Source organism: Saccharopolyspora sp. NPDC045839 (assembly GCF_056431645.1).
Window position 1 is genome coordinate 160,923 of the sequence record NZ_JBWKKH010000002.1, and the last position, 13,617, is coordinate 174,539.

Annotated in this window: 10 protein-coding genes; 7 read left to right on the top strand and 3 right to left on the bottom strand. The window is 71.2% G+C overall.

What is annotated here, in order from left to right; translation table 11 throughout:
- Positions 1 to 204 precede the first annotated feature (204 nt).
- The 6 genes from AC07EQ_RS03625 (at position 205) to AC07EQ_RS03650 (ending at position 8,241) form a co-directional block, all read left to right on the top strand.
- A complete protein-coding gene (locus tag AC07EQ_RS03625) occupies positions 205 to 1,593 on the top strand; it encodes a purine-cytosine permease family protein (RefSeq protein WP_478386376.1) in 1,389 nt (462 codons plus the stop codon).
- Between the two features lies 1 nt (position 1,594).
- Positions 1,595 to 2,383: an IclR family transcriptional regulator gene (locus AC07EQ_RS03630; RefSeq protein WP_478386377.1), complete on the top strand. Its 789-nt coding sequence runs from the start codon at positions 1,595 to 1,597 to the stop codon at positions 2,381 to 2,383.
- A 112-nt stretch (positions 2,384 to 2,495) separates the two neighbouring features.
- Positions 2,496 to 4,151, top strand: coding sequence for a urocanate hydratase (hutU, locus tag AC07EQ_RS03635; RefSeq protein ID WP_478386378.1), 1,656 nt, complete (start codon positions 2,496 to 2,498; stop codon positions 4,149 to 4,151).
- Between the two features lie 321 nt (positions 4,152 to 4,472).
- Positions 4,473 to 5,423 (top strand): formimidoylglutamase, encoded by a 951-nt coding sequence (gene hutG / locus AC07EQ_RS03640; protein ID WP_478386379.1) that lies wholly within the window; start codon positions 4,473 to 4,475, stop codon positions 5,421 to 5,423.
- Positions 5,424 to 5,611: 188 nt separating this feature from the next.
- Entirely contained in the window at positions 5,612 to 6,586 is a 975-nt protein-coding gene (locus AC07EQ_RS03645) for a nucleoside hydrolase (RefSeq protein ID WP_478386380.1), read from the top strand.
- A gap of 179 nt (positions 6,587 to 6,765) precedes the next feature.
- Complete coding sequence (locus AC07EQ_RS03650; RefSeq protein WP_478386381.1) at positions 6,766 to 8,241, top strand: APC family permease; 1,476 nt, start codon at positions 6,766 to 6,768, stop codon at positions 8,239 to 8,241.
- Between the two features lie 42 nt (positions 8,242 to 8,283).
- On the opposite strand, the gene AC07EQ_RS03655 is transcribed toward AC07EQ_RS03650, so the two are convergent.
- Both AC07EQ_RS03655 and AC07EQ_RS03660 read right to left on the bottom strand, forming a co-directional pair.
- Positions 8,284 to 9,903: an ATP-binding cassette domain-containing protein gene (locus AC07EQ_RS03655; protein WP_478386382.1), complete on the bottom strand. Its 1,620-nt coding sequence runs from the start codon at positions 9,901 to 9,903 to the stop codon at positions 8,284 to 8,286.
- Between the two features lie 342 nt (positions 9,904 to 10,245).
- Positions 10,246 to 11,514, bottom strand: coding sequence for an amidohydrolase family protein (locus tag AC07EQ_RS03660; RefSeq protein WP_478386383.1), 1,269 nt, complete (start codon positions 11,512 to 11,514; stop codon positions 10,246 to 10,248).
- 198 nt (positions 11,515 to 11,712) lie between these two features.
- On the opposite strand from AC07EQ_RS03660, the gene AC07EQ_RS03665 reads away from it, so the two are divergent.
- Positions 11,713 to 12,630, top strand: a complete 918-nt coding sequence (locus tag AC07EQ_RS03665; protein WP_478386384.1) for an alpha/beta hydrolase — start codon at positions 11,713 to 11,715, stop codon at positions 12,628 to 12,630.
- A gap of 207 nt (positions 12,631 to 12,837) precedes the next feature.
- On the opposite strand, the gene AC07EQ_RS03670 is transcribed toward AC07EQ_RS03665, so the two are convergent.
- A complete protein-coding gene (locus AC07EQ_RS03670; protein WP_478386385.1) occupies positions 12,838 to 13,542 on the bottom strand; it encodes a TetR/AcrR family transcriptional regulator in 705 nt (234 codons plus the stop codon).
- Positions 13,543 to 13,617 lie beyond the last annotated feature (75 nt).

A 13,617-nucleotide genomic window follows, 5' to 3' on the forward strand; every position in this document is an offset into this window, starting at 1 on the left:
GTCGATCACCTGGCTGGGAGTTCGCTCGCCGCCCCCCCCCCCCCCCCCCCCCCCCCCCCCCCCCCCCCCCCCCCTCCCCCCCCCCCCCCCCCCCCCCCCCCGGACTGTCTGTCATCCTGGACAACTGCTTCCGGCCGGGGATTGCTCCGGGCACCCGCGCGGCGACTAATGGAACGGACGAATTCCGCGGCGCGAGGAGGGCGAATGGCCGGATCGTTGCAGGTCGAGCGCAGATCGATCGACCCGATCCCCGACGGCGAGCGGCACGGCAAACCGCGCAGCCTGTTCACGTTGTGGTTCGCCGGCAACATGCAGATCACCTCGGCCGTGACCGGCGCGCTGACCGTGCTCGTGGGCCTGCACCCGCTGTGGGCGCTGGCGGCCATCGCGCTGGGCAACGCCATCGGCGGCATCCCGATGGCGTTGCACGCCGCGCAGGGGCCGAAGCTCGGCATCCCGCAGATGATCCAGAGCCGGGCGCAGTTCGGCGTGTACGGCGCGGTGCTGCCGCTGGTCCTGGTGGTGCTGATGTACCTCGGCTACTTCGCCAGCGGCAACGTGCTGGGCGGTCAGGCGCTGGCGGCGATCACCGGGCTGCCGGTGGACGCCAGCATCCTGCTCTACGCGGCGCTGTCGGCGCTGATCGCGATCGCCGGATACCGGCTGATCCACCGCTTCGGCTGGCTCGCGTCGCTGGTGTCGGTCGTGGTGTTCGTGTACCTGACGTTCCGGCTGGTCACCACGCACGACCTCGGGCCGGTGCTGGCGAACGCGGAACTCGACCTGCCCGCGTTCCTGCTCGCGCTGTCGCTGACCGCGTCCTGGCAGCTCACCTTCGGCCCGTACGTCGCGGACACCTCCCGGTACCTGCCGGCGAGCACCTCGATCCGGGCGACGTTCTGGTGGACCTACGGCGGCACCGCGCTCGGCGCGACGTGGGCGATGTCCTTCGGCGCGCTCGCCTACGCGGTGGCGGGCAAGGAGTTCAAGGGCCACGAGGTGACCTACGTGGTGGGACTCGGCGGCGAGGCGCTGGTGCTGCCGCTGCTGCTGGCCATCGCGCTGGGCAAGCTCACCATCAACGTGCTCAACATCTACGGCGGCTACATGACGGTGGCCACCACGTTGACCGCGTTCACCCGCAGGGCGGTGCTCTCGCAAGGGGCCCGGATCGGTTACATCGCGTTCGTCGGCGTCCTCGGCGGCGTGCTCGCGGTGCTGGGGCGCGGTGACTTCCTGTCGAACTTCGTGCTGTTCCTGCACTTCCTCCTGTACTTCCTCACGCCGTGGAGCGCGATCAACCTGGTCGACTTCTACTTCCTGCGCAAGGAGAACTACGACCTCGACGCGATGTACGACCCGAACGGCCGCTACGGCCGCTGGTGCGTTCCCGCGCTGGTCGCCTACTTCTTCGGCATAGCCGTGCAGATCCCGTTCTCCAACGTGGACAAGGTCTTCACCGGATTCATGGTTCCGCTGCTCGGCGGCGCGGACATCGCGTGGCTGCTCGGGCTGGTCGTGCCCGGCGCGATCTACTGGGCCGCGATGCGCAACCGGATCCGCGAGAATCGTCCCGTCGCGGGAGGTGCATGAGGTGGCCGAGTCGAGCGCGTCACCGGCCGTCGGGCGGGCGCTGGACGTCCTCGTCCGGCTCGCCGAAGGGCCCGGGCCGGTGCGCGCGGCGAGCCTCGCCCGGGATCTGGGCATCCCCCGCTCGTCGCTGTACCACATCCTTTCCGTCCTGGTGGACAAGGGATTCGTGGTGTACCTGGCGGCGGAGCAGGCCTACGGACTCGGGGTGGTGTCGTTCGAGATCGGCTCCGCCTACCTCCGGCACGAGCCGCTGGAGCGGCGGGCCGCGCCGATCCTGCGCCGGCTGGCCCGCAGCCTCGGGCAGACCGTGCACCTCGGGATCCTGCACGGCGCGGAAACGGTGTACCTGCTGAAGGAACAGCCGACCTCCGGTGCCGACGTCTCGCTGATCACCGACGTCGGGGTGCGGCTGCCCGCGCACCTGACCGCCAACGGCCGCGCGATCCTCGCCGGCAGCACCGAAGCGCAGATCCGCGCCCTGTTCCCGCACCGCAGCGACTTCATCACCCGCACCGGCCGCGGCCCCCGGACCCTGGCGGAGCTGGGGGAGGGGCTGGCGGTCGACCGGGAGCGCGGCTGGTCGGAGGAGGTGGAGCTGGTCGCGCCCGGCATGCGCTCCGTGGGCGCCGCGGTGTTCGACCACAGTGGACGGCCGGTGGCGGCGTTGAGCACCACGTGGAGCCGGTTCCACGAGCGCCACGAACCGGCCGTGGTCGGCGAGGCGATGCGCGGCGGCGCCGCCGGGCTGACGGCGGCCATCTCCGGCCGCGACCCGCGCCCGGTCGGCTGAGCGCCGGAAGCAGGCGTCTCGGATCCGAGAAAGAACCGGCTCCGTGCTGTCGGCCGGGCGCGGTGCGGGGTCTGATGGGACCAACGAGAACGGCTCGAACCTGGAGCAGCACATGAGCAACGAAGACGCCCGCACCGTCCGCGCCCCGCGCGGCACCGACCTGAACTGCCGCGGCTGGCAGCAGGAAGGCGCCCTGCGGATGCTGATGAACAACCTCGACCCCGAGGTCGCCGAACGCCCCGACGACCTGGTCGTCTACGGCGGCACCGGCAAGGCGGCGCGGAGCTGGGCGGCCTTCGACGCGATCACCGAAACCCTCAAGACCCTCGAGAAGGACGAGACGCTGCTGGTGCAGTCCGGCAAGCCGGTCGGCGTGCTGCGCACCCACGAGTGGGCGCCGCGGGTGCTGATCGCCAACTCCAACCTGGTGGGTGACTGGGCGAACTGGGAGGAGTTCCGCCGCCTCGACTCGCTGGGCCTGACGATGTACGGCCAGATGACGGCCGGGTCGTGGATCTACATCGGCAGCCAGGGCATCCTGCAGGGCACCTACGAGACCTTCGGCGCGGTCGCCCGCAAGCGCTTCGGCGGCACCCTCGCCGGCACCATCACGCTGACCGCCGGGCTCGGCGGCATGGGCGGCGCGCAGCCGCTGGCGGTGACCATGAACGAGGGCGTGGCGATCTGCGTGGAGTGCGACCCCGCGCGCATCGAGCGCCGCATCGCCCACCGCTACCTCGACGTCCGCGCCGCCGACGTCGACGACGCGCTGCGGCTCGCGGTGGAGGCCCGGGACCAGCGCAAGCCGCTGTCGATCGGGCTGCTGGGCAACGCCGCCGAGGTGTTCCCGAAGCTGCTGGAGATGGACGCGCCGATCGACATCGTCACCGACCAGACCTCCGCGCACGACCCGCTCTCCTACCTGCCCGCGGGCGTCGAGCTCGACGAGTGGGCCGCGCTGGCGGAGCAGGACCCGGCGGCGTTCACCGAGCGGTCCCGCAAGTCGATGGCCGCCCAGGTCGAGGCGATGGTGGGCTTCCTGGACAAGGGCATCGAGGTCTTCGACTACGGCAACTCCATCCGGGACGAGGCCCGCAAGGCCGGCTACGACCGGGCCTTCGCGTTCCCGGGTTTCGTGCCCGCGCACATCCGGCCGCTGTTCGAGGAGGGCCTCGGCCCGTTCCGGTGGGCGGCGCTGTCCGGTGACCCCGCGGACATCGCGGCCACCGACAAGGCGATCATGGAGCTGTTCCCGGAGAACGAGCACCTGCACCGGTGGCTGACGATGGCCGGCGAGCGGGTCGCCTTCGAGGGCCTGCCCGCCCGGATCTGCTGGCTGGGCTACGGCGAACGGCACCGCGCCGGCCTGAAGTTCAACGAGATGGTCGCCTCCGGCGAGCTGTCCGCCCCGGTCGCCATCGGCCGCGACCACCTCGACTCCGGTTCGGTCGCCTCGCCCTACCGGGAGACCGAGTCGATGCTGGACGGCTCCGACGCGATCGCCGACTGGCCGCTGCTGAACGCGCTGGTCAACACCTCCTCGGGCGCGTCGTGGGTGTCGATCCACCACGGCGGCGGGGTCGGCATGGGGCGTTCGATCCACGCCGGGCAGGTCTGCATCGCCGACGGCACCGAGCTGGCCGCGGAGAAGCTGGCCCGGGTGCTCACCAACGACCCGGGCATGGGCGTGCTGCGCCACGTCGACGCCGGCTACCAGCACGCGACCGACGTCGCCAAGGAGCGCGGCGTGCGAATCCCGATGCTCTAAGAGGGTCTCCGGGCTCGTTTTGCGTGGCGGTGCGGGTAGCGGAACCTCAGAGGCCGCCTCGGCTGTGGGATCCCCGACTTGCGTATGCCCAATACGCGGCATCGGGGCTGTCCTCGCGAGGCGACCTCTGAGAACCCGCGGCGGTGCCGGTTGCGTGCGTGGGCTAAGCGGCTACGCCGCATGCGACGGCTTTCGAAGTGCTGCCTTGTGCGTCGCGCCGGCGGACTGCCACCGGAAGCGGCTGCGCCGCTTGCCCGACGCCTGCCCGCGGTTTCGTTCAGTGCGACCCCTGGTACACAGTGGACTTACAGGAGTGGGAAAGTGATCGTTGAAGCGGTGAACCGCGCGCCGCAGCGCTGGAGCGGCCGCGACGACGGACCGGGGCCCGAACACCTCAGGTGGCACCACGTCGTCGGCGCCGGGGGAGCGGCGGACGTCGCGTTCCTCGGGTTCCGCAGCGATGAAGGCGTCCGCCGCAACAAGGGCCGCCCGGGAGCGGCGGACGGCCCGCGCGCCATCCGCTCGGCGCTGGCCTCGATGGCGTTGCCCGCGCCGGTGGTAGCCGCGGACGCGGGCGACGTCGAGGTCACCGACGGTGCAATGGAAGCCGGGCAGGAACGGCTCGGCCGGGCCGTGACGGGCCTGCTCGACGACGGGCGGTTCGTCGTCGTCTTCGGCGGCGGCCACGAGATCGCCTACGGCAGCTACCTCGGCATCGCGGAATCGGCGCAGGTGCGCTCCGGCGCGAAGCTCGGCGTGCTCAACCTCGACGCGCACTTCGACCTCCGCGCCGACGGAACACCGAGCTCCGGCACGCCGTTCCGGCAGATGGCCGACCGGGAGCGGCAGCGCGGCGAGCACCTGCACTACGCGGTGCTGGGCATCAGCCAGCCGAGCAACACCAAAGCCCTGTTCGACACCGCCGACGAGCTGGGCGTGGACTACCTGCTCGACGACAATTGCGGCCCGGCGAACCTGGCCGCGGTGGACGAGTTCGTGGACAGGTTCCTGACCGGCTGCGACGTGGTCTACCTGACGATCGACCTCGACGTGCTACCCGCAGCGGTGGCGCCCGGCGTGAGCGCCCCGGCGGCCTACGGCGTCCCGCTGGAGACGATCCAGCACGTGTGCGAGCGGGTGGCGGCCAGCGGCAAGCTGGCGCTCTGCGACGTCGCGGAGCTCAATCCCGGGCTCGACATCGACAACCGCACCGCCCGGACCGCGGCCCGCCTGGTCCACCGGATCGTCACCGCGCAACGCACTCACCAGTAGGGGGAGGAATGCCCGAGCACGAAACCGCGGATTCCCGCGTACTCTCCGACGAGGCGTTCGCGACCATGCTCGAAGAGGAGCAGGACACCGTCCAACGTGGACTGGAATAGCGGCCGGGGCTAGGCCCGGAGCACCGGGGCGGTGTCTCGGTAGGGTGGTGGGAGTTCCCCGGATGACAAGGAATTCCCATGACAACGAGGATCGTGCTCGATTGCGACACCGGCTCCGACGACGCCGTCGCGATCATGGCCGCGGCGCTCCACCCGGAGCTGGAGCTGATCGCGGTCTCGACCGTCAACGGCAACGTCGCACTGCCGAACACCACCGAGAACACCCTCCGGGTGCTCGACCACATAGGGGTCAAGGTGCCCGTGCACGCCGGCGCCGCGCGTCCGCTCGTGCGCCCGGACTTCCCGGTTCCTCGGCACATCTTGAACGCCGACAACCCCGACTTCCAGATCGACTACCTGGACCTCGAGCCCTCGACGACGAAAGTCCGGCCCGGATCGGCGGTCCAGTTGCTGATCGACACGTTCCTCGCGCCGGAGAACGACGACGTCGTCCTCGTCGCGCTCGGGCCGCTGACCAACGTCGCGCTCGCGCTGATCGCCGAACCGCGGCTGGCGGCGAAGATCCGCAAGCTGGTGATCATGGGCGGGGCCCACGTCGGCGGCAACGTGACTCCCACGGCGGAGTTCAACTTCTGGGTCGACCCGGAGGCGGCGCGCGCGGTCTTCTCCGCCGGGATCCGCGACATCGTGGTGATCCCGCTGGACGCGACGCACAGCGCGCCGCTGACCGCGACCGACTGCGAGGAGTTCCACGCGCTCGGCACTCCGGCGGGAACGGCGGCGAGCGCGCTGATCCGGCACCGCATCGAGGAGCAGTTCGAACCGGAGACGGCTGCCGTGCCCGTGCACGATGCGCTCTGCATCGCCTACCTGGTGCGGCCGGACGTCATCACCGCCTCGGGCTCGTACCACGTGGACGTGGAGACCAACGGCGACCGGACGCTCGGCCAGCTGATCGTCGACACCCGACCCTGGTCGACCGCGCCCGTCACCGCCACGGTCGCCACGGCCGCCTCGGCCGAGGTCTTCCGCGAGGTGCTGCGCGACGCGTTCGGCAACACGGTGCGTGAACTGCGGGGTTCGACTAGCTAGACGCCGGGCGGCGGAGGACTATTTCCGGTATCCGCGTTCACGAAATTGGTCCGGGTGCCCGACTGGTTCGTGAGCGAGCGGGACCGGTTCGCGAGGCGTCGCCCGGCGTTCGGCTACCCGTTCGAGCGCGAGCGTGAACCCACGGCCGACCCGGTCCGGATCCGACCGAGGGGGCCGCGATGTCCACTTCGGACAGAAAAGCCGGCAGCGACGACGCGCGGCTGAGCGAGCTCGGTTACACCACGGAATTCCGCCGGGACATGAGCCTGTGGGCGAACTTCGCCCTCGGGTTCACCTACCTGTCGCCGGTGGTGAGCACCTACACGCTGTTCGGGGTCGCGCTGGCCACCGGCGGGCCGCCGATGATCTGGAGCTTCCTGCTCGCCGGCGCCGGGCAGTTCCTGGTCGCCCTGGTGTTCGGGGAGGTCGTCGCGCAATACCCGCTGGCGGGCGGGATCTATCCCTGGTCCCGGCGGCTGTGGGGAAAGCGCTGGGCGTGGATGTCCGGCTGGGTCTACCTGATGGCACTGCTGGTGACGATCACGAGCGTCGCCTACGGCGCCGGGCCCTACATCGCCCTGCTGTTCGGCTTCCCCCCGACGGTCATCAACAACGTGCTGTGCACGGTCGCGCTGATCGTGGTGGCCACCCTGATCAACTACGGTGGCACGAAGGTGCTGTCGATGGCCGCGATCATCGGGTTCACCGCCGAACTGCTGGGCGCGCTGTTCGTGGGCGTCTGGCTGCTGACGACCCACCGCTTCCACGGCCTGGGGGTGCTGTTCGACAACTTCGGCGCCGGCGGTTCCGGCTCCTACCTGCCGGTGTTCCTCGCGGCCGCGATCATCGGCTTCTACCAGTACTACGGCTTCGAGGCGTGCGGCGACACCGCCGAAGAAGTCCCGCACCCGGGCCGCAACGTGCCGAAGGCGATGCGGCGCACCATTTACATCGGCGGTGCTGCCGCGACGTTCGCCTGCCTGACCCTGCTGCTGGCGGTGCCCGACTTCGGCAAGGTCATCTCCGGCGAAGATCCCGATCCGCTGATCAACGTGCTCAACAGCGCCTTCGGCGAGACGGGCGCGCGGGCGGTGATGGGCGTGGTGCTGATCTCGTTCCTGTCCTGCACGATCAGCCTGCAGGCGGCGGCCGGGCGGCTGACCTACTCCTACGCCCGCGACGAGATGATCATCGGGTACAAGGTGCTGCGCCGCTTCTCCCACGCCCGCCACGTGCCGCCGTACGCGCTCCTGCTGGCCGGCGTGGTCCCGGTGCTCATCGCGGTGGGGTCGCTGATCTCCACCGACGCGCTCACCAAGATCGTCTCGTTCGCGATCCTGGGGATCTACCTGGCGTTCCAGATGGTCGTGCTCGCCGCCCTGCGCGCGCGGCTGAAGGGCTGGCGGCCGACGGGCGAGTTCACCCTCGGCCGGTGGGGGCTCCTGGTCAACGTCGCGGCACTGGCCTACGGCATCGGCGCGATGGTGAACATCTCGTGGCCGCGAACGCCGCAGGCCGCCTGGTACGACAACTACATCGTGCTGCTCTCCGGTGGGATCGTCATCGCCATCGGCGTGATCTACATGTTCACCACGCACCACTACGGCCGCAGCAACGCCCCGGCCGGGGACGCCGTGCCGGCGGACAAGCGGTGAGGCGCGGCTCCACCCAGGAGCGGGTGGAGCCGCGCGAGGCGGTCAGAGCGGCAACCGCGGCCAGTTCGCGGTGTCGCGCAGCAGCTGCCTGTCGTGCGTGGCGACCACGATCGCCGCCGTGGTCGTGGCCAGCGCATCCGTGAGCTCTTCGACCAGCGTCATCGACAGGTGGTTCGTCGGCTCGTCGAGCAGCAGCACGTGCGGCCGCGCGGCCAGCGCGATCGCGAGCTGCAGCCGGCGTTGCTGGCCGATCGACAACTCGGCGACCGGTCGTCCGGCGGCCGCGTCGGGCAGCAGCCCGAGCTCCGGCAACGGGATCGCGTCGCCGTCGATCAGCCCCGACACGGCGAGCTCGTCGACGGCCCGCTGGTACGCCTCGCCGGCGGTCAGCCGTGCCGCGGCCGGCGATTCCTGCGCGAGCCACGAGACCCGAGCCGCGGCGTTGTGCACCACGGCACCCGACGTCGGCTGGAGCTCACCCGCCAGCAACGAAAGCAAGCTCGACTTCCCGGCGCCGTTGCGGCCGGTGACGACGAGGCGATCGCCGGATCGCAGCAGCAGCGACCGGGGTTGCTCCAACCGCCCGCGCAGGGTCACCTCGTCGGCGTGCAGGAGCGGAACCCCTGGCATGTCCCCGAGTTCCGGGGCCTGGAAGCGCAGCGGCGGCGTGGGCACGTCCACGCGGTGGGCATCGAGGTCTTCCTGCCGCCGGTGGACCGCCCGCACGAGCGCGGGCGCCCGCGTGGCGCGGGTGTGCTTGCCGGTGCCCTTCTCCGGCCGCCACCCGGTGGACAGGCGGTCCTGCGCCGCTGAGAGGTCGTCGGCGAGCCGCTGGTGTTCGCGTTGCTGCGCGCGGTATTCGTTCTCCCAGCGCTCGCGTTCGGCCCGCTTTCCCTGCTGGTAACCGGCATACCCGCCGCCGTAGGTCCGCGGGCGTCCGTCCCTGGTCGGGTCGAGGTCGAGCACCGAGGTGACGACGTCGGCGAGCAGCGCGCGGTCGTGGCTGACGAGCACGACGCCGCCCGGGTGTTCCCGCAGCCGCGTGGTCAGGTGTTCGAGACCGGCCGCGTCGAGGTGGTTCGTCGGCTCGTCGAGCAGCAGCAGGTCGTGCTCGGCGCCGAGCAGGCAGGCCAACCGCACCCGGTAGCGCTGGCCGACCGACAGCGCGGCCAGCGGCCGGGCGCGGTCGGTGACGGCGCCGAGTGCGGCCAGCGAGATGTCGACCCGGCGGTCGGCGTCCCAGGCGTTCAGGGACTCCGCGGCGGCCAGCGCTTCGGCGTACTGCTCGTCGGCGCCGGGGCGCTCCTCGACCAGCGCCGCGGTCGCCGCTTCGAACTCCTGCAGGGCTCGCCGCGCGTCGGCGAGCTCGATGTCGATGAGATCGCCGACGGTGCGCCCGTCGTCGACCGGGATCTCCTGGTCCGCGACCCCGAAGGTGCCGACCCGGTGCACGGTGCCGCTGTCGGGAACGAGGTTCCCCGCGAGCAGCTGCAGCAAGGTGGTCTTGCCTGCGCCGTTGCCGCCCACCACACCGAGCCGGTCACCTGGGGAAACCGCCAGGTCGACGCCGGTGAGCACGGCGCGACCGCCGCGGGCGAGGTGGATTTCGGCTGCGCTGAGGTGGGTTCGGGCGCGGGCCGGTAGGACGATGCGAGTGGACACGATTCCTCCGAGACGGATCCCGCGTGCACCGGGCACGGTCCAGCGCCGGGCGATGGGGGATCCGGAAAAGAAGTGCGTTCAACGACCGATGCGCTCAGCGCGGACCGGCCGAAGGCCGTCCGCCGCCGAGGTCGGCGCTCTCAGAGGAAGTAGTGGAATCGCACGGGTCGACTCTAGCAGGACCACGTCGCGGTTCGCTCGTGATATCCGACTCGCGGGTCATGCCGGAGGACCGGCGGCCGTCCTGCGTGTGCCGGAACCGTCCACAAGAGACGAAAGCGGCCGGAACGCCGTGGCGGGCCGGGGAATCGACCACGGCCCGCCACGGTGGAAGCGGCAGGACTAGACGACCAGCCCCGAACGGACGACGTGCACCGGCGACATCAGGACGGACAGGTCGCGCTGCGGGTCGCCCGAGACGACGATCGCGTTGCCCTGGAAGCCCGCGGTGAGCCGCCCCGCTTCGCGTTCCACGCCGAGGAGCCTGGCGGCGGAGGTCGTCGCGGTGCGGATGGCGTCGAGCGCCGGCAGGCCGGCCTCGTGCATCAGCTGCACCTCGCGGCCGATCGGGTCGACGGTGCCGCCGGAGGAGTCGGTGCCGGCGGCGAGCGGCACGCCCATCTCGTGGGCGGCGCGGACGGCGTCCTTGAGGATGGGCAGGTAGGTGCGCCCGCGTTCGGCCAGGACCGGGTTGGTGGACTCGGCGAGGCCGGCCATCGCGGTGAGCGTCGGGGTGAAGTAGGTGTCCCGGCGGCGCATTTCGTGCAGGGTCCGCTCGCCGACGAAGACGCCGTGCTCCAGCGAGCGGATGCCCGCGGTCACCGCGTCGTGGCAGCCCTGCTCGCTGTAGCTGTGGCACAGGACGCCCTTGCCGCGCTTCCGGGCCGCGGCCACCACCTCGGCGAGCTGCTCGTAGGAGTAGACCTGGGTCTGCGGATCCTGTTCGGGCAGCCCGGCCCGCTCGTTGACCCGAGTCTTGATCACGTCGGCACCCCGGGCGAGGTTCACCTCGACGACGCGGCGCAGCGCCTCCGGCGAGCGGACGCCCTCCTTGAGCCGCGCCAGCGGCGTGAGGTCGGGGTCGGCGAGGACGGTGTCGCCGAGATCCGGGGTGACGAAGACGCCCGCGGCCTTCAGGTGCGGCGCCTGCTGCGGCGCCTGCCACGCCAGCTCGCGCACGGCGATGTCCTGGTAGAAGTTCGTGGAACCGCTGCGCGCGCTGGTCGCGCCCTTGCGGACCGCGTCGGCGGCCTCGGCCGCCGTGTTGAGGTGGATGTGCGCGTCGACGAGGCCGGGCAGGACCCACTTGCCGCGCGCGTCCAGGCGAGGGGCGCCGGCGGGTGCCTGGACGCGGTCGCGGGAACCGGCCGCGCGGACGATGCCGTCGCGGATCACGACGACGCTGTCCTCGATGACCTCACCGGTCGCCGGATCGAGCAGCGTGCCGCCCTCGATGACCAGGTCGCCGCCGTTCGAGCCGGGTCGCGCAGCGGCCTCGGCCGAGCGGGGCGAGGTGGTCAGGGCGGCGGTTCCGGCCAGCACGGCGGCTGCGGCGAGCACCCCGCGACGGGTGACGCTGCTGGGCGGCGGCGGGGTTGGGTCGAGGCACATCACGAGCTCCTAGAAGTCCAAGCTTGGGGTGTTCTGTATACCAAATCATCCCGCAGGTTCGGAACATCCAAGAAAGGAGTCATGTGTATCTGATCGGATTAGCATTTGGTATACCCATGGCAGGCGCTGAGCCGTCGCGGTGGCCGGGGCGGCCGCTCTGGCCGCACAATGCGGTGACGTCGGCGAGGGGGTGACGACGTGCACCTGGATCCCGAGCTCGCGGCAGCCCTGCCCGCGCTGCCCGACCTGCACATCCAGGACCTCGCCGGGGCTCGCGCCCGGATGCGGCAGCTGGCTGCGGGCGCCGCGCCCGGCGAGGTCGTCATGACCGACCACGCGGTGCCCGGCCCGGATGGCTCCGTGCGGGTCGGGGTCTGCCGGCCGCCCGATGTCACCGGCCCGCTGCCCGCCTTGTTGTTGTTGCACGGCGGGGGATTCGTGATGGGCGGCCTGGAGACGGTCGCGGCGCAAGCCTCGGACCTGTGCGCCCAAGTGCCCGCGGTCGTCGTGGCCGTCGACTACCGGCTGGCTCCGGAGCATCCGTACCCCGCCGCCCTGCGGGACTGCGAGGCCGCGCTGCGCTGGATCGCATCCGAAAGCGGGGCGCTGGGCGTCGATGCGGGGCGGATCGGGGTGTACGGGATGAGCGCCGGGGGTGGTCTCGCCGCCGCGCTCACGCTGCTCGTCCGCGACCGCGGCGGGCCGCCGCTGTGCTTCCAGCTGCTCGACGCGCCCGAGGTCGACGACCGGCTGGACACCGCCTCGATGCGGGCGTTCGACGACGCTCCACTGTGGAACCGGGCCGATGCGGTGCTGAGCTGGCGGTACTACCTGGCGGACTGCGGTGGGGTCGTCCCGCCGTACGCCGCACCGGCTCGCGCCGATGATCTCTCCGGTCTCCCGCGGGCGTACGTGTCGGTCTACGAGAACGACCCGCTGCGCGATGAGGGCCTGTCCTACGCGTCCGGCCTGTTGCGCGGCGGCTCATCGGTCGAGCTGCACCTGTTCCCCGGAACGTTCCACCGGTCGGCCGTCGTCGCGAGCGCGGCCGTATCCCAGCGTCAGATCGCCGAAACCCTCGATGCGCTCCGCTGTGGGTTGAACCGGTTCGAATGAGGTTTTTCCGACCTCGTTTTGCGTGGCGGTGCGGGTGGCGGCCCCCCTGCGGGAGTTACAGCGCCCGCCTGGACTGTGGGTGCCCCTCCTGATGTATACGCCCTGACGCAGTACGACGCCGCGCACGCGCAAGAGGGCTCGGCCTAGCTCCCGGCCGGTCTCGCCCGCTTGTCCCTCCACTGAGGATGGTCGGGGCTCGGTGGCGGGTCACGGCTTCGCGGGTTCGCGGACCTCGGCGAGGGTGTGCACCAGGCGTGGCAGGGTGAGCATGATGTAGTCGCGGACCGTTCGCACCGGGTCGTCGTCGCCGGAGAGGATCGCGTCCTGCATCGCCGACTCGAACTGGGCGAGCAGCAGCCTCGTCAGGTGCATCGAGTCGATCGCGAAGCGCAGTCCCACCGATTCCAGCGCGGCGTCGATCATGTCGGACAGCTGCTGCCGGAAGGCGCGCGTGGACTCCAGGAAGCGCGGCGCGATCTGCGGTTCGCGCATCGCGAGCAACCGGAATTCGCTGTTGAGCACGCACCACTGCCGTTCTTCCGGCAGGACCGCCAGCAGGTCCGCGAGCGCCTCCTCGATCAGCTCCGGTCCGGGCTTGCCCTCGGTTCGGCCGAGAGGGGCGACCGCGTCGTCGAACCTCTCCCGCAGCGCCTCCAGTCGCAGGCGGTTCTCCCGCTCGGCCAGCGCCACGAACAGCTCTTCCTTGCTGGCGAAGTTGGAGTGGAAGGCGCCGCGCGTGAACCCGGCCGCGTCCGCGATGGCCTCGATGGAGATGCCGTTGATGCCGTGCTCGCAGAACTGCTCGTACGCGGCGTCCATCAGCCGTTCCCGGGTCTTGGCCCGCCGGGCCGTCTCCCGATTGCCGGGCCCGGTTGCGCCGTCCGTTGTCGCGGCCGGCCTGGTCTTGCTCACGCGAACTTTCCCTCCCCGCAAATGGTTCCGTGATCTTTCGCACGCGCCCGGAACCTACCCCATCGTAGTCGATAC